Origin of the sequence: Mesorhizobium sp. M4B.F.Ca.ET.203.01.1.1 (assembly GCF_004791025.1) — a bacterium.
GTDB classification, from domain to species: domain Bacteria; phylum Pseudomonadota; class Alphaproteobacteria; order Rhizobiales; family Rhizobiaceae; genus Mesorhizobium; species Mesorhizobium abyssinicae.
On record NZ_SRUO01000001.1, the window covers coordinates 657,675 to 673,004 of the forward strand.

14 protein-coding genes are annotated in these 15,330 nt (G+C 65.9%); 8 read left to right on the plus strand and 6 right to left on the minus strand.

All coding sequences use genetic code 11. From position 1 onward, the window contains the following. Positions 1 to 85 precede the first annotated feature (85 nt). From EN846_RS03035 to EN846_RS03065, 7 genes are all read left to right on the plus strand, one after another. Positions 86 to 2,401, plus strand: coding sequence for an EAL domain-containing protein (locus tag EN846_RS03035; protein ID WP_127282908.1), 2,316 nt, complete (start codon positions 86 to 88; stop codon positions 2,399 to 2,401). A 167-nt stretch (positions 2,402 to 2,568) separates the two neighbouring features. Next, positions 2,569 to 3,324, plus strand: a complete 756-nt coding sequence (locus tag EN846_RS03040) for a hypothetical protein (protein ID WP_245478321.1) — start codon at positions 2,569 to 2,571, stop codon at positions 3,322 to 3,324. Positions 3,325 to 3,497: 173 nt separating this feature from the next. Then, positions 3,498 to 3,647, plus strand: coding sequence for a DUF3096 domain-containing protein (locus EN846_RS03045; RefSeq protein WP_127222595.1), 150 nt, complete (start codon positions 3,498 to 3,500; stop codon positions 3,645 to 3,647). Between the two features lie 166 nt (positions 3,648 to 3,813). Continuing rightward, positions 3,814 to 4,038 (plus strand): aa3-type cytochrome c oxidase subunit IV, encoded by a 225-nt coding sequence (locus EN846_RS03050; RefSeq protein WP_126057003.1) that lies wholly within the window; start codon positions 3,814 to 3,816, stop codon positions 4,036 to 4,038. 85 nt (positions 4,039 to 4,123) lie between these two features. Continuing rightward, entirely contained in the window at positions 4,124 to 5,404 is a 1,281-nt protein-coding gene (locus tag EN846_RS03055; RefSeq protein WP_128346265.1) for a Re/Si-specific NAD(P)(+) transhydrogenase subunit alpha, read from the plus strand. Further along, the gene (locus EN846_RS03060; protein ID WP_127282905.1) at positions 5,404 to 5,823 is read left to right on the plus strand and encodes a proton-translocating transhydrogenase family protein; all 420 of its coding nucleotides are present in this window, start codon (positions 5,404 to 5,406) and stop codon (positions 5,821 to 5,823) included. Before EN846_RS03055 ends, EN846_RS03060 begins: the two co-directional genes overlap by 1 nt. 1 nt (position 5,824) lies before the next feature. Further along, positions 5,825 to 7,222 (plus strand): NAD(P)(+) transhydrogenase (Re/Si-specific) subunit beta, encoded by a 1,398-nt coding sequence (locus EN846_RS03065; protein WP_128346264.1) that lies wholly within the window; start codon positions 5,825 to 5,827, stop codon positions 7,220 to 7,222. Between the two features lie 111 nt (positions 7,223 to 7,333). Here the strand turns inward: EN846_RS03065 and EN846_RS03070 are convergent, their stop codons facing one another. From EN846_RS03070 to EN846_RS03095, 6 genes are read right to left on the minus strand one after another with little or no spacing between them, the layout of a single operon-like run. After that, a complete protein-coding gene (locus EN846_RS03070; protein WP_127282916.1) occupies positions 7,334 to 7,795 on the minus strand; it encodes a MarR family transcriptional regulator in 462 nt (153 codons plus the stop codon). After that, positions 7,792 to 8,376, minus strand: coding sequence for an amino acid synthesis family protein (locus EN846_RS03075; protein WP_127282903.1), 585 nt, complete (start codon positions 8,374 to 8,376; stop codon positions 7,792 to 7,794). Before EN846_RS03075 ends, EN846_RS03070 begins: the two co-directional genes overlap by 4 nt. Beyond that, positions 8,369 to 9,253, minus strand: coding sequence for a UPF0280 family protein (locus EN846_RS03080; RefSeq protein ID WP_127282902.1), 885 nt, complete (start codon positions 9,251 to 9,253; stop codon positions 8,369 to 8,371). The genes EN846_RS03075 and EN846_RS03080 overlap by 8 nt, the downstream gene beginning before the upstream one ends. Next, complete coding sequence (locus EN846_RS03085; RefSeq protein WP_128346263.1) at positions 9,250 to 10,794, minus strand: 6-hydroxynicotinate reductase; 1,545 nt, start codon at positions 10,792 to 10,794, stop codon at positions 9,250 to 9,252. Before EN846_RS03085 ends, EN846_RS03080 begins: the two co-directional genes overlap by 4 nt. After that, positions 10,791 to 13,586 carry a molybdopterin-dependent oxidoreductase gene (locus EN846_RS03090; protein ID WP_128346262.1) on the minus strand — a complete coding sequence of 932 codons (2,796 nt, stop codon included), beginning with the start codon at positions 13,584 to 13,586 and terminating at the stop codon, positions 10,791 to 10,793. Before EN846_RS03090 ends, EN846_RS03085 begins: the two co-directional genes overlap by 4 nt. Continuing rightward, on the minus strand, positions 13,583 to 14,443 hold the full coding sequence (locus tag EN846_RS03095; RefSeq protein ID WP_128346261.1) for a xanthine dehydrogenase family protein subunit M: 861 nt from the start codon (positions 14,441 to 14,443) through the stop codon (positions 13,583 to 13,585). Before EN846_RS03095 ends, EN846_RS03090 begins: the two co-directional genes overlap by 4 nt. Positions 14,444 to 14,701: 258 nt before the next feature. Here EN846_RS03095 and pncA point away from each other — a divergent pair, with 258 nt between their 5' ends. Next, positions 14,702 to 15,316 carry a bifunctional nicotinamidase/pyrazinamidase gene (gene pncA, locus EN846_RS03100; RefSeq protein WP_127392082.1) on the plus strand — a complete coding sequence of 205 codons (615 nt, stop codon included), beginning with the start codon at positions 14,702 to 14,704 and terminating at the stop codon, positions 15,314 to 15,316. The last annotated feature ends 14 nt before the right edge of the window (positions 15,317 to 15,330 follow it).

The following is a 15,330-nucleotide window of genomic DNA, read 5'->3' on the forward strand; positions in this document are numbered from 1 at the left end:
AGCGCCCGGAAACCAGGCGTTTCAGCCCAGGCTAAAGATTTTTTAATGGGACTATGGCAAGGCTGGGGCTCAATGGGCGCCAGTAATGGGCAGAACAAAAACCGATAACATCCCTGTGGATGTTTATATCCAGTTTGTGCGCTCGTTGTTCGACAACGCGCACATGCTGGTCATCGGCGCGAGCTGCCACGCCGTCGTCAGCCTCATGGTCTACTGGCGCAACGGCCAGCCGGTTTTCCTGGCGCTCGCCGGCGCGTTGCTCGGCGTCGGCGTCTGGCGCTACTTCAGCCTGCGGCGCTTCCATCGCTCGGGCGGCGAGATTCGCGACGCCGCCGATGCGACGAAATGGGAGCGCGAGTACATCCTGAAGGGTAGCCTGCAAGGGCTGCTGCTGGGGATTTTTTGCTTCATATCCATCTATGTCTACTCGGATTCCTATGCCGAGATCGGCGCGTTGTCGGTAACGCTGGCCTCCCTGGTGACCGTCGTTGGCCGAAATTACGGCTCGCCGCGCATGGTCATGATCTTCGCAGTGACCTTCGTCGGACCTATCGCTGCCGCCCTCATTCTCAGGGTCGACATCCCCTATGTCGTGCTCGGCCTGCTGATCATCCCGTTCATGTTCATCATCAAGGGCAGTGCCGACCACGTCCGCAATGTGCTGTTCTCGGCCGTCGTCGGGCACAAGCAGGCCAGGCAGCTCGCGCAGCGCTTCAACCGCGCCCTCAACACCATGTCGCATGGCCTGGTCATGCTTGGCCCGGACGGCAAGGTGGTGGTCGGCAATGCCGAGGCCGCCCATCTGATGTCGCTGAAATCGCCGGAGCAACTGCTCGGGCGGTCGATCCATTCGCTGCTGATGCGCGGCGTTGCCGGCGGCATGCTGGCGCCGAAGGACTGCCGCTATGTCGAGGCGCAGCTGACGCGCGCGCTGCGCGAAGGACGCGACCGCAAGGTGCTGGTGTCCTTCTCCAACGGCCAGCACTTCGAATTCTCGGCGCGCGAAGGCAGCCAGGACCTTGGCGTCATCACCTTCGAGGACGTCACTGCGCGTGTCGAGGCGGAGGAAAAGATCCGCTTCATGGCGCGCTACGACAACCTCACCGGCCTGCCCAATCGCGCCTATTTCCATGAGCTCGTCGGGGAACTGATGGCCTCTGGCGACCGGGATCGCCTGTGCGGCCTGTCGGTGGTCGACCTCGACGATTTCAAGAGCGTCAACGACACGCTCGGCCATCCCGTTGGCGACGGCCTGATCTACGCCGTGGCGGAACGGCTGGCAGCCGTAGCCGGGCAAGGCATCACCGTCAGCCGCTTCGGCGGCGACGAGTTCATGATCTTCTTCGATCGCATCGAGGACGAGAGCCATCTGACCGGCCTGCTCGACCAGATATTCGCCGACCTGCAGGGTGAAGTCGACGTCGCCGGTCACGGGCTGCGCATCCAGGCCAGCGCGGGCGCCGTGCTGTCCAAGGTCGCGGACACCGACGTCGATGCCATGATCGTCAAGGCCGACCTTGCGCTCTACAAGGCCAAGGAGCTCGGCAAGAACAACTGGCGGCTGTTCGAGGCGTCGATGGACGCCGCCTTCCGCAACCGCCAGCTGATGAAGGCTGACCTGCGCAGCGCCGTGGAAAGCAAGGGCCTGCGGGTTGTCTATCAGCCGATCGTGTCGATGCACACGATGCGCATCGCCAGCTGCGAGGCGCTCTGCCGTTGGGATCATCCCGATCTCGGGCCGATTTCGCCGAGCATCTTCATCCCGCTGGCCGAGGAGATGGGCATCATCTCCGAGATCAGCACCTTCGTGTTGCAGGCGGCCTGCGCCGAGTGCGCCAAATGGCCGGACCAGACCAGCGTCTCAGTCAATCTGTCCGCCAAGGATTTCCGCAACCACGACGTCATCCAGAAGGTCCGTGACGCGCTGGCCGCTTCCGGGCTCGCGGCGGGCCGCCTGGAGATCGAGGTCACCGAAACCGCGCTGCTCGACGACAAGTCGCTGACGCGGCAGTACATCGAGGAGCTGAAGCAACTCGGCGTGCGCATCGCCCTCGACGACTTCGGCACCGGCTATTCGAGCCTGAGCTATCTGCACAAGCTGCCGCTCGACAAGATCAAGATCGATCGCTCGTTCCTGATGGACGTCACCCAGAACCCGCGCTCGCTCGACCTCCTGAAGGGCGTCGTCGATCTTACGCGGATCCTCGGTCTCACCGTCACCGTCGAAGGCGTTGAAACCTTCGAACAGCTCAAGATCCTGCTGCATTCGGTCAAGCCGGACCTGGTCCAGGGCTTCCTCTTCGGCGCCGCGCTGAGCGCGTCGGGCATCGAGACCATGTCCAACGTGACCTGGCCTTTCGCCGCTGAGTTGCGGCCGGCCGCGAAGCTCGCCGCCACCTGAAATATCCCGCGAAACGCCCCGAAGCCGCGCATCCTTTGGGTTTAACCATTTGTTAACGTTAATTTAGGGTAAACTCAAAAGCTCGGAATTTCGCTTCTGGTTCTTTCGCCTGTTCGCTATGGTCCTCTTGCGGCGGCACGAGGATTTACAAAGTGGAAGCTCAGTTGGTGGGTACGCCTCTGGCGGCGGCTAAAGCCAGGGGTCAGCAGCGTCCCTCGGTGTTTTCAGATCACATCATGGAAGTTCTGGAGCACATCGAGTATCGCCTTTGCGACGGCGCCGAAGACCTCGAGGCAATCTATCGGCTTCGCTACAATTCCTACCTTCACGCCGGCATGGTGAAGCCCGATGCTTCCCGCATGGTGAAGGACAGCTTCGACGACCTTCCCAATTGCTATCGCTTCGGCGTGTTCTTCGACGGCTCGCTGGTCAGCACCATCAGAATTCACCATGCCAACGCGAAGCATCCAGTTTCGCCCAGCACCGATGTCTTCGGCGACGTGCTGGCGCGGCGCCTGGCGGCCGGCGAGACCTTCGTCGATCCGAGCCGGTTCGCCGCCGATCTCGAATGGTCGAGCAGCCTGCGGGTGCTGCCCTATGTGACGCTGAGGCTGGCGGTGGTTGCCTGCAGCCATTTCAAGCCGACCTATTGCCTGACGGCGATCAAGGAAGAGCATTCCGCCTTCTATCATCGCATCTTCCGATCGGAGCAGGCGGTGCCGCCGCGGAACTATCCCGGCCTGACCGTTCCCGTGCATCTGTTCCAGTCGAAGTGCTCCGAGAACATGCAGGCGACGCTGGACCGCTTCCCGTTCTTCAACTCCACGACGTTCGAACAGCGCATGCTTTTCCAACGCCCCAAGCGGGGCGAGCTGGCGCCGCTGACCATCCTGCCGACCGCCAAATACTTCGAGGCGGCCTGACCCCCGCGGCTTTTTTGCCCCTGTCGTCGTGCCGAAACCCGCGGCATTTTCTTCGGCGACATGCGTCGGCTGGAGCCTTCCGGGCGCGCCGGCGTTGTAAGGGGCGACAGGCACCACCTGCAGATTGTATCGCCACGGATTGGTGATCACCGCTTTTGGAAAGGACCCCCGACATGACCATTTCCGCGCTTACGCTGACCCCGTTGATCTCGCTGATCGCCGGCGTGCTGATCCTGGTCATGCCCAGGCTGCTGAACTACATCGTCGCGCTCTATCTGATCATCGCCGGCCTGCTCGGACTGTTCCCGCATCTCGGCGGCTGAAGGTCTGAAGGCCGTCATCGCCCCTTCACTGCCAGCGGGCCGGTCGGGGTCGCGGTCTTCAACTTTCCTTTGAGGCTGTTGTGCCGGGCGATGCGGCAATAGCGCCATTGCTCTGCGTCCAGCTTTTCGCTATGTGCCTCCAAGATGTCTTCGAAGGGGTATTCCTATGGCTGATCACACGCCGACCGGTCCTGTCGAACTGGGCGCGAAGATGGACTATGCCGAGCATGACCGCACCTATGCGGGCTTCCTGGCGCTGGCCAAATACGGTTCGCTCTTTTGCCTCGCCGTGATGATTTCGATGGCTTTCGGCTTCTTCGTAGGCGGCTTCTTCTCGGCGGTCATCCTCTGGGCCGTGATCCTGGCCGCCGGCTTCTTCATCCTCCGATAGACCTTACAAATCTCTTGCCTCGGACGTCGCCGGAGGCCCCGGCCGGCGTCCCGCGCAGACAGGTTCCAGCCGAAAGGATCATGCGGTGGGGCAGACGGTTTTCATCCCTCGTGAGCTTGACGCGAACGAGCAGCGCGTTGCTGCCTCGCCGGACACGGTGAAGCGACTGGCCGGCCTCGGCTTCGAGGTGGTGGTCGAAAAAGGCGCGGGCACCGGCTCGCGCATTCCCGACCAGGACTTTGCCGCGAACGGCGCCAAGATCGGCACGGCCGGTGATGCCAAGAAGGCCGACGTGGTGCTGAAGGTGCGCCGCCCGACCGATGCGGAGCTGAAAGGCTACAAGCAGGGCGCCGCCGTCATCGCCATCATGGATCCTTACGGCAACGACGCGGCCGTCGCCGCCATGGCCAAGGCCGGCATCACCGCTTTCTCGATGGAGTTCATGCCGCGCATCACCCGCGCGCAGGTGATGGATGTGCTGTCCTCGCAGGCCAATCTCGCCGGCTACCAGGCGGTGATCGATGCGGCCGCCGAATATGACCGGGCGCTGCCGATGATGATGACGGCGGCCGGAACCGTGCCGGCGGCCAAGGCCTTCATCATGGGCGTCGGCGTCGCCGGCCTGCAGGCGATCGCCACCGCGCGCCGGCTTGGCGCCGTCGTCACCGCCACCGACGTGCGTCCGGCGGTGAAGGAACAGGTGCAGTCGCTCGGCGCGAAATTCCTGGCGGTCGAGGACGAAGAGTTCAAGGCGGCCGAGACGGCCGGCGGCTACGCCAAGGAAATGTCGAAGGAATACCAGGCCAAGCAGGCGGCGCTGACCGCCGAGCACATCGCCAAGCAGGACATCGTCATCACCACGGCGCTGATCCCCGGCCGGCCGGCGCCGAAGCTGGTCTCGGCGGCGATGGTCGCCTCGATGAAGCCGGGCTCGGTGATCGTCGACCTCGCCGTCGAGCGCGGCGGCAATGTCGAGGGCGCGCAAGCCGGCAAGGTCGTGACGACGGCGAACGGCGTCAAGATCGTCGGCCATCTCAACGTGCCGGGCCGCGTCGCGGCGTCGGCCTCGCTGCTCTACGCTAAGAACCTGTTCGCCTTCCTCGAGACGCTGGTCGACAAGGAGAACAAGACGCTTGCCATCAAGCGCGACGACGAACTGGTCAAGGCGACCATGCTGACCGATGCAGGCCAGGTGGTGCACCCCAATTTCGCCAAGGCCGACCAGCAGCCGCGCGTTGAACCGGCGGCTGTGCCCGCCACGACCCTGGTCGCTGAGGCTTCCGAGAAGAAAACGGCGCCCAAAAAGACCGCAGACAAGAAAACCGCTACGAGCAAGTCCGCTGCCAAGCCGAAGGGGATCGCGTGATGGACGCCTTGCAGAAAGCCCTCGACCAGCTCGACCAGGCAACCGCCGCCGTCAGGCTCGCCGTGCAGGACCTGGCCACAGCGCCCGGCGCCGAGGCGGCGGGTGATGCAGCCCATGCACTCTCCGGCGGCGCCATCGACCCCTTCGTCTTCCGCTTCGCCATCTTCGTGCTGGCGATTTTCGTCGGCTACTATGTCGTCTGGTCGGTCACGCCGGCGCTGCACACGCCGCTGATGGCCGTCACCAACGCCATCTCGTCCGTCATCGTCGTCGGTGCGCTGCTTGCCGTCGGCATCTCGGCCTCCGGCCTTGCAACCGGCTTCGGCTTCGTTGCGCTGATGCTGGTGTCCGTCAACATCTTCGGCGGCTTCCTCGTCACCCAGCGCATGCTGGCGATGTACAAGAAGAAGGACAAGTGACGTGAACGCCAACTTCGCTTCCTTCCTCTATCTGGTCTCCGGCATCCTGTTCATCCTGGCGCTGCGCGGCCTGTCGCACCCGACCACCAGCCGGCAGGGCAATCTCTACGGCATGATCGGCATGGGCATCGCCATTGCCACCACGCTGGCACTGGCCATTCCATCGGCCGGCGGCTTCGGCCTGATCGTGCTCGGTCTTGCCATCGGCGGTGGCGTCGGCGCCGTCACCGCGCGCCGCATCGCCATGACCTCGATGCCGCAGCTGGTCGCCGCCTTTCACTCGCTGGTCGGCCTTGCCGCCGTGATGGTGGCAGCCGCCGCGATCTACGCGCCGGAAAGCTTCGGCATCGGCACGGCGGGCGACATCCATGCCCAGGCGCTGATCGAGATGAGCCTTGGCGTCGCCATCGGCGCCATCACCTTCACCGGCTCGGTCATCGCCTTCCTCAAGCTCGACAGCCGCATGTCCGGCAAGCCGATCATGATCGGCGGCCGCCACTTCATCAACGCGGCGCTCGGCATCGCGCTGGTGGTGCTGATCGTGCTTCTGGTGACCACCGAAGCCAAGCTGGTGTTCTGGCTGATCGTCGCCGCGTCGCTGGTGCTCGGCGTGCTGCTCATCATCCCGATCGGCGGCGCCGACATGCCGGTCGTGGTGTCGATGCTGAATTCCTATTCGGGCTGGGCTGCCGCGGCGCTCGGCTTCACGCTCGGCAACCTGGCGCTGATCATCACCGGCGCGCTGGTCGGCTCGTCGGGCGCGATCCTGTCTTACATCATGTGCAAAGGCATGAACCGCTCCTTCATCTCGGTCATCCTCGGCGGCTTCGGCGGCGAGACGGCGGCAGCTGCCGACGACGGCATCGAGCGCACCGTCAAGCAGGGCTCGGCCGACGACGCTGCCTATCTGATGATGAACGCGCAGAAGGTCATCATCGTGCCCGGCTACGGCATGGCGGTGGCGCAGGCGCAGCATGCGCTGCGCGAGATGGCCGACAAGCTCAAGGCCAACGGCGTCGAGGTCAAGTACGCCATCCATCCGGTTGCCGGCCGCATGCCCGGCCACATGAACGTTCTGCTCGCCGAGGCCAACGTGCCCTATGACGAGGTGTTCGAGCTCGAGGACATCAACTCCGAATTCGCGCAGGCCGACGTCGCCTATGTCATCGGCGCCAACGACGTCACCAACCCGTCCGCGCGCGACGACAAGTCCTCGCCCATCTACGGCATGCCGATCCTCGACGTCGACAAGGCCCGCACCTGCCTGTTCGTCAAGCGCTCGCTCGGCTCCGGCTATGCCGGCATCGACAACACGCTGTTCTACAAAGACGGCACCATGATGCTGCTCGGCGACGCCAAGAAAATGACCGAGGAAATCGTCAAGGCGTTTGATCACTGATCAAGCCGCAACCTTCTATAGGAAGGTTGTCGGCCCGGACGGATCTCAGGATCCAGAAAAAAGCCCGGCTTCGCGCCGGGCTTTTTCGTATCCAGGAACCGCCGCTGCCGGTTAGGCCAGCTTGGCCAGCAGGCGCATGAAGGTGGCGGCTTCCTTGGCCGATAGCGGCGCCAGCGTCTCCTCGGTGATGGCGCGGGCAAGCGGGATCAGCCGCTCGATCGCCTCGCGGCCTTGCGCCGTCAAATTGACCAGCAGGCGGCGCTTGTCGACCTCGTGCTTGGAAAGCTCGACCAGGCCGCGCGCCTTCAGCCGGTCGATGACGCCCTTCACGGTGGCGGCATCCATCGCGATCAGCGTGCCGAGCTGGTTCTGCGAGGTCTCGCCTATGTCGTGGAGCTTGGCCAAAGCCGCGAATTGCGGCGGCGTCAGATCGCCGATCTGCGAGGCGAAGATCGCCACATGGCGCTGATGCGCCTTGCGCAGGATGAAACCGACCTGGTCCTGCAGGTGATAGCCGTTCTCGTCCGGCTCCTCGGCTTCGACCAGCCGCAGCAGATTGTCCTCGCCGCTCATCTCAGCCCGTCCCATGCCTTGATGTCCTTGGCCGCGAGGCCGCCCATGCGGTCGTGCACGCGCGGGCCGCAGGTCATGGCGAGGCAAAACAGGATCTCGTCGGGACGCGGCCCATCGCTTATGCCGACCTCCATGGCGTCGAAATGGCTGCGCACATAGGCGGCGTTGATGTGGCCGAGCGGCACGTCGAGCCGCGAACCGAAGGCGCCCACCTTCTTGGCCGACGGCACGATCGCCTTGGCATCGCCGAGCCGCTCGCGCATGGCGTAGCCGCCCGGCACATGCCACAGCGCGCCGTGCTCCAGTTCGCCGGCGGAGCCGACGATGGCGCCCTTGCCGTAGCCGTCGATCTGCTTGACGTCGCCGCCAAGCGCCGCAATCAGCCGATCGGCCAGCAGCAGCCCGAGCGGCTTCAGGTCGTCCATGGCGCTCTGCAGATCTTCGACGTAGCGGCCGGCGAAGGGGTTCTTCACCACCGCCAAGGCAGCGGCACGGCGGCGTGGCGCTGCCGCGACTGGACCGCCATCGTGAAAAATCTCTTCGGTCAGGACGGCGATCTTGCGGATCGGGAATTCAGGCATGGGCAGTTTCCTTCGCTGTATGCTTGTTGGGCGCGGCGAGCGCCACCGAACCACTGATGCGTGTCTCACCGGCAAGGAACAGCGCCGAGGCCGATATCAGGCCGCGCCGGCGAAAATCTTCGGCGACGGCAAGCCCGTTGTCCAGCGCCCGCGCCACTTCGCCCGGCGAAAGCGCGCCGACGCCCTGCGTCACCAGCCGATCGCCGAGATCGCTGTCGGGCGCGAGATCGCGCGCCAGCGCCCGTTCGACCGCAGGGTGACCGGGCAGGTCGACGGCGTTGGCGACGAGCGTTGCGGCGGCATCGGCGTCGGCACCGGTCCGCGCCAGGACGGTGACGGCATCGGCGATACCCAGCGAAAACGAACGGCCGCGCCAGCCGCTGGTCGCCACGCCGCGAACGCCATCCTCGGCGCGTATGGTAACGCGATCGGCCATGCCATGCCCGGTGCCGGCAATGGCCGATATCATCGACTGGCCGCTGCTGAGATGGAGGGCGCAATCACCGCCATTGTTGACATAGGCGCGGTCCAGCCGGCGGCCGGCGAGCAGCGCCGCCAGAATTTCGTCGGCTACCGAACCGGCAACAGCGGCCATCGGGGTGATAAAGCATTCCGCCAGCGGCATGACGGCTGCTTCCATGCGGCGCGCCGTCGGCCCCGCGAAATCGCGCGGCGCCAGGAAAAATGCCGGGAGCCGCAATTCGGGAAGCTCCTTGACCAACTCAATCAGGATGGTCTCGAACCGCGCGACGGCCTGGGTGTAGGCGGCCCGGCATTCATCCGGCTCGCCAAAGGCCTCGACGATCAGGTCGATCGGCCCATGGTTGAGATGGAGCCGCCTGCCGTCGGCAAGCCAATGCGCCTGCGGGCTGTTCATCCTCCGGCCCCGTTCGCCGCTGCCCGCCGCAACTGCGCCAGCGGCGGCCAGGGATTGTTGACGGGAGCGCCGGTGCCGTGGCGCGGGTTGAGGTACTCGCCACCCTTCGCAAGGATATCTCCGACGCTGCGGATCTCTGCCTCGTAGCCGCCCAGCCTGACATAGTCGTCGCGGCGCAAGGTGAATTCGATCGGCGCCACCAGCGCCGGCGTCGGCACATAGCCGAAGGCGCCTTCCGGCACGCGGGTGACGTCGACCATCAGCGTGATGCCGCCGCCCGGCCAGACATAGACCGGCGCGCCGCCGACGGTCACGTAAGTCTTCAGGCCCTGCACCGAGCGGGTCAGGTTGACCGGGTTCTCGGTGACGCCGGCGCGCAGCGAGCCGCCGGCGCCGCCGATGAACAGCACCGTGCAGAGCGCCGGCTCGCAATTGTCCTCGATCAGGCCGACGGATTTCTGCAGCCGTTCGGGGAACGGCTTTTCGACCGGCTTCAGGTCATCGTCGAGCTCGTAGTAGGCAAACTGCTCGCCGGTGGTGGAAACCATCAGCAGCGACAGGCCGGGCCGCGCGCCCTTCTTGGCGTTCCAGTCGCCCAGGATCGACAGCGGGTCGGAGATCGAGGTGCCGCCCCAGCCGAGGCCGGGCTCCGAAACCTTGAAGTAGCGGCCAGGCGTCGAGCGGCGGCCGATGATCTTGATGCCGGTGTCCTGCCAGCCCAGCACCTTGCCGGCCTGGTGCTCGGAAACGACGCCGGTGATGTGGTCGTCGACCACCACCACCTCGTCGACCAGCCCGCGCCATTGCGTGGCGAACATGCCGATGGTGGCCGAGCCGCAGCCGACGCGCATGCGATGCTCGACCTTGCCGTCGATGACCGGCGCCTTGCCGGCCTCGACGATGACCGTCGCGCCGCCATCGATGGTAAGCTCGACCGGCTTGCGGTTGCAGAGGTTGAGCAGCGCGTCGCATGTGGCGCGACCTTCCTGCTTGGAGCCGCCGGTCAGGTGATGCACGCCGCCGAGCGACAGCATCTGCGAGCCGTATTCGCCTGTCGTGACGTGGCCGATCGCCTCGCCTTCCGAGCGTACCGTCGCCGTCTCGTCGCCGATGTGGCGGTCGGTGTCGATCTTCACCTTGACGCCGCAGTAGGAGAAGATGCCCTCGGTAACGACGGTGACGAGATCGACGCCCTCGACCTCCTGGCTGACGATGAAGGGCGCCGGCTTGTAGTCGGGATAGGTGGTGCCGGCGCCGATCGCGGTGACGAAGCGGCGCCCAGTGTTGACCAGCTCGCCGTTCCAGGCCTCGCCCTCGGCGACGAACGGCACGACGGCGCCACCGGTCTCGGCGGCGTGGTCGAGGATGGTCAGCGGATCCATGCGCACGATGCGGCCGCCGATATTGCCGTAGCGGTCGCAAGCGCCGGTGCGGCCGTCGGCGATGTAGCACATGACCGGGCAGGCATCGCAGCGGATCTTCTCCGCCACCTGCTTCTCGCCGGGGTCGTGGGTTTCGAAACGTTCGGCAAGCTCGCTCATCGGCGTGCCTCCTTGTCGCGGATCGCCGCGCGGATGCGGCTAGGTGTCGCCGGCACCTTGGTGACCAGAACGCCGGTGGCGTGGCGGATGGCATTGAGGATCGCCGGTGCGGTCGGGATCAGCACATGCTCGCCCAGGCCCTTGGCGCCGAAGGGTCCTTCCGGGTCCGGAACCTCGACCAATATGTGCTCGACCGGCGGCACGTCGCCAATGGTCGGGATGAGATAGTCGTGCAGGTTCTCGGTGCGGCCGGGGATGTATTCCTCCATCAGCGCCATGCCGATGCCTTGCGCGATGCCGCCCTCGATCTGGCCTTCGACCAGGACGGGATTGATCGCCTTGCCGACATCATGCGCGGCGGTGATCTTGATCAGCTTCACGGTGCCGAGCTTGAGATCGACCTCGAGCTCGGCGAGCTGCGCGCCATAGCCGTAGACGGCGTAAGGCTTGCCCTGGCCCTTGGCGTCCAGCGGCAGCGTCGGCGGGTCGTAGGTTTCTTGCGCCACGAAGACCAGTCCGGCGGCGTCAGCCTTCAGCTCAGACAGATCGATGCGCCGCGCCGCGTCGCCCTCGCGGATGAAGATGCTGACGCCGTCGAGCGCGAGGGTCGCACGGTCAGAGACATTGGCGAAGCGCAGGATCTGCTCGCGCAGTGCCCTGCCGGCCTTCTCGGCTGCCTTGCCGGTGACGAAAGTCTGGCGCGAGGCGGACGTCTTGCCGGCGTCCGGCGTGATCGCGGTATCGGCGCTCTTCAGTTGGAATCTGTCCAGCGGCAGGCCGAGCGCATCAGCGCAGATCTGGGTGATGACGGTGTTCGATCCCTGGCCGATGTCGACGGCGCCCTGATGCAGCACGACCTCGCCCGTGGCCGAGATGCCGACCTTGATGGTCGAAGGGTTGGGCAGCGAGGTGTTGCCGCAGCCATACCAGCAGGAGGCGACGCCGACGCCACGCTTTCTGTCCTCGCCGGCGGCGTTGAACGCTTCGGCCTCGGCCAGCGCGCGAGCCCAATGCGGGCGAAGCGATTCCAGGCATTCGCCGATGCCGACGCCCGATTCCAGGCGCTGCCCGGTTACCGTTTCGGATCCGTTACGAAGGCAGTTTTTCAAGCGGAAATCGAGGCGATCCAGGCCAAGCTTGCCGGCCAGCTCGTCGTAGAGCGTCTCCTGCATGATCGTCGCCTGCGGCACGCCGAAGCCGCGGAAAGCGCCGGAGATCGGGCCGTTGGTGTGGATGGCGCGACCCTCGGCACGGTAGTTCGGCGTCAAATAGGGGCCGGAGGCATGCACCGGAACGCGATTGGCGACCGTCGGCCCCCAGCTGGCATAGGCGCCGGTGTTGAAATCGCCGGAAAAGACCATGCCGGTGACGCGGCCTTCGGCATCGGCGCCGACGGTTGCCTGCATCTCGGCGGGATGGCGCTTGGTGGTCGAGATCATGGATTCGTTGCGGGTGTAGGCGAGGGCCGCGGGCCGGCCGGTCTTCATCGCCACCAGGCCGATCAGCGGCTGCAGCGAGACGTCGAGCTTGGAGCCGAAGCCGCCGCCGGTGGCGGTCGGCACGATGCGCACCTTGTCGACGGCAAGACCGAGCACCTTCGCCGTGTCGTCACGGTCCATATAGGGCGCCTGGGTGCAGGCGACGACAACGAGCGTGTCGCCGTCCATGTAGGCATAGCCGGCTTCCGGCTCGATATAGGCGTGCTCGACATAGGAGGTTTCGATGGCGCCGGACACGGTGACGGCGGCGCCGGCAAGCGCTGCGTCGGGATCGCCGCGTTCGACGAAGCCGGAGGTGAGCAGGTTCGCCGGACGGTGCCGGTGCAGCAGCGCCGCGCCATCGGCCTTCGCATCCGAGGGCTGCAGGACATGCGGCAGCTCGGTCCATGAAACCGGAAAATCCGTCAGATCGAGATCGAGGATCGCTTCGCGCTCGCCCGCCACCAGCGCAACCGCCTCGCCGCGAAAGCGCGCGACGCCTTCCGCGAGCGCCGGCTGGTCGGCAAAGGGACCGATGACGCCGAAGCAGTTGTGGCCCGCAATGTCGGCGGCGGTGAAGACGCCGGCGATGCCGGGACGGGCGTCCGCCCAGGCCCCGATGTCGCCGAAGGCGAAGCGGGCACGATAGTGCGGCGAGCGGACCACCAGCACGGCGAGCGCATCGGCCGGAAAGGAGTCGCCGCCGAATTTCTCATCGCCGGTGACCTTCGGCACGCCATCGAGGCGGATCGGCGAGGCGCCGACGGCGCGACCCGTCTCGGGCATGCGATGGTCAAGCCCATCGACGTGGCGCCAGGCATCCATCACCGCCGCCACGATCTTCCGATAACCGGTGCAGCGGCAGAGCACGCCGCCCAGCGCGTCCTGGGTCTCGGCCTCGCTCGGCTGCGGGTTGCGTTCGAGAAGCGCGGTCGCCGCCACCAGCAGGCCGGGCGTGCAGATGCCGCATTGCGCCGCGCCGTGCTCGAGGAAGGAAGCCTGCAGCGCCGACAGCCTGCCATTGGCAAGGCTCTCGACCGTGGTCAGGGTCGCGCCCGACACGGAGGCCGCCGGCACCAGGCAAGCGCAGACCGGGTTGCCGTCGACCAGCACGGTGCAGGCGCCGCAATCGCCGGCATCGCAGCCGACCTTGGTGCCGGTCAGCCCCAATTCGTCACGCAGCACCTGGGAAAGGCGGCGGACCGGCGGCACGGAGACGCTGACGGCGGCGCCATTGACCTCGAAGGCGATGTCGGCGCGTTCCATGCCCGTGCCGGACTGGTCTACGCTCACAAGAGGCTGAACCTGGCTCATGCGGCCACCTTATCGCCAGCAGCGTGGCCTATGGCGCCGGCGACGGCGCGGGCGACGATCTCGCGCGCCGCGTCGAGCCGGTATTCGGCGCTGCCGCGCACATCGCCGATCGGCGACAGTTCGTCGATCGGCGCGGCGAGCACCGCGCCGGCAAGGGCATCGTCGGCCGGCAGGCCGAGCAAGGCCGCCTCGACACCCGCGAGCCGCCTGGCGACCGCCGAGCAGGCGCCGACGGCGATGGCCGCTTCAGCGACGGCGCCATCGTCGACGACAAGGCGCGCCGCCGCCATGGCGATGGAGATGACTAGATAGCGTCGGGCGCCGAGCTTGACGAAGGCAGATGTGCCGGCAGCCGCCGGTTTCGGGATGCGAATGGCGGTGGCCATCTCGCCCGACGCCAGGGCGGTGCGGCGATTGCCGAGAATGAACGCGCCGAGCGGCAGATGGCGCGTCGCCTTCGCCGATCGCAACTCGACATCGGCGTCGAGCACCAGCAGCGCCGGCACGCCATCGGCGGCGGGCGAAGCGTTGCAGAGATTGCCGGCGATGGAGGCGACATTCTGGATCTGCACGGAGCCGACATCCCGCGCCGCCGCCTTCAGCGCATCGAAGGCCGCCGGAAGCGGATGGCGGACGAGGTCGGTCCAGGTGGTGCGCGCGCCGATCCGCCAATGCGCCTCGCTTTCCGCGATTCCTCGCAGCGCTGTCAGGCCGTTGATGTCGAGGATGTTATCGCGAAACGGCTTGTTGCCTTGCGCCGGGTAAAAGTCCGTGCCGCCGGCCAGGATTCGCCAGCGATCCTCGCCAAGCAAGGCGAGCGCCTCGTCGACCGTGGTGGGTTTCGCGTAACGGATCACGCTTTGCCTTCCCAGAAAGGTGCCCTTGCGAGGGAACCTGCCGGCGTCCCACCGGCCAAAATTCATTCGTATGCAAATGATATCAAGTCGGCAGGAATTGTCAAAGCCGGAGTTTCCTGTCGCCGCACAGGCTGACGGTCTCCACGCGATTGTTATGCCGCTGGAGGTTGACGCAGCCCGCCATCTGGTCGAGTTTCTGCGTCCGGTCGCGACAGCGGCATTCTATCAAAGCCTACGCCGAGACGAGAAGGAGGCCCCATGGCCGACGAAGCGCTTGTTGTCATCGACCTGCAGAACGACTTCTGCCCGGGCGGCGCGCTGGCGGTGGCCGGCGGCGACGAGATCGTGCCGCTGGTCAACGACCTGATCCGGCGAACCGACCACGTCGTGCTGACGCAGGACTGGCACCCCGCCGGCCATTCGAGCTTCGCCTCCAGCCATCCCGGCAAGCAGCCCTTCGAGACCATCGAGATGCCCTACGGGCCGCAGACGCTGTGGCCCGACCATTGCATCCAGGGTAGCCTCGGCTCGGACTTTCATTCCGGGCTTGCCTGGACCAAGGCGGAGCTGGTTATCCGCAAGGGGTTCCGCCCGGCGATCGACAGCTACTCGGCCTTCTTCGAGAACGATCACACGACCCAGACCGGCCTGGCCGGCTATCTGCGCGAACGCGGCGTCGACAAGGTGACGCTGGTCGGGCTGGCGACCGACTTCTGCGTCGCCTTTTCGGCGCTGGACGCCGTGAAGCAGGGCTTCAAGACAACCGTGCGGCTAGACGCCTGCCGCGGCATCGACCTCAACGGCTCGGTCAATGCGATGCTGACGCGAATGCGCGATGCCGGCGTGGTGCTCGAAGACCACCTGTCGGACTGACCGGACTGTGGAGC

Coding starts and splice junctions, on each gene's coding strand:
- EN846_RS03035 (WP_127282908.1), top strand. CDS start 86: ATGGGCAGAACAAAAACCGATAACATCCCTGTGGATGTTTATATCCAG.
- EN846_RS03045 (WP_127222595.1), top strand. CDS start 3,498: ATGACCATTTCCGCGCTTACGCTGACCCCGTTGATCTCGCTGATCGCC.
- EN846_RS03050 (WP_126057003.1), top strand. CDS start 3,814: ATGGCTGATCACACGCCGACCGGTCCTGTCGAACTGGGCGCGAAGATG.
- EN846_RS03060 (WP_127282905.1), top strand. CDS start 5,404: ATGGACGCCTTGCAGAAAGCCCTCGACCAGCTCGACCAGGCAACCGCC.
- EN846_RS03070 (WP_127282916.1), bottom strand. CDS start 7,795: ATGAGCGGCGAGGACAATCTGCTGCGGCTGGTCGAAGCCGAGGAGCCG.
- EN846_RS03075 (WP_127282903.1), bottom strand. CDS start 8,376: ATGCCTGAATTCCCGATCCGCAAGATCGCCGTCCTGACCGAAGAGATT.
- EN846_RS03080 (WP_127282902.1), bottom strand. CDS start 9,253: ATGAACAGCCCGCAGGCGCATTGGCTTGCCGACGGCAGGCGGCTCCAT.
- EN846_RS03085 (WP_128346263.1), bottom strand. CDS start 10,794: ATGAGCGAGCTTGCCGAACGTTTCGAAACCCACGACCCCGGCGAGAAG.
- EN846_RS03090 (WP_128346262.1), bottom strand. CDS start 13,586: ATGAGCCAGGTTCAGCCTCTTGTGAGCGTAGACCAGTCCGGCACGGGC.
- pncA (WP_127392082.1), top strand. CDS start 14,702: ATGGCCGACGAAGCGCTTGTTGTCATCGACCTGCAGAACGACTTCTGC.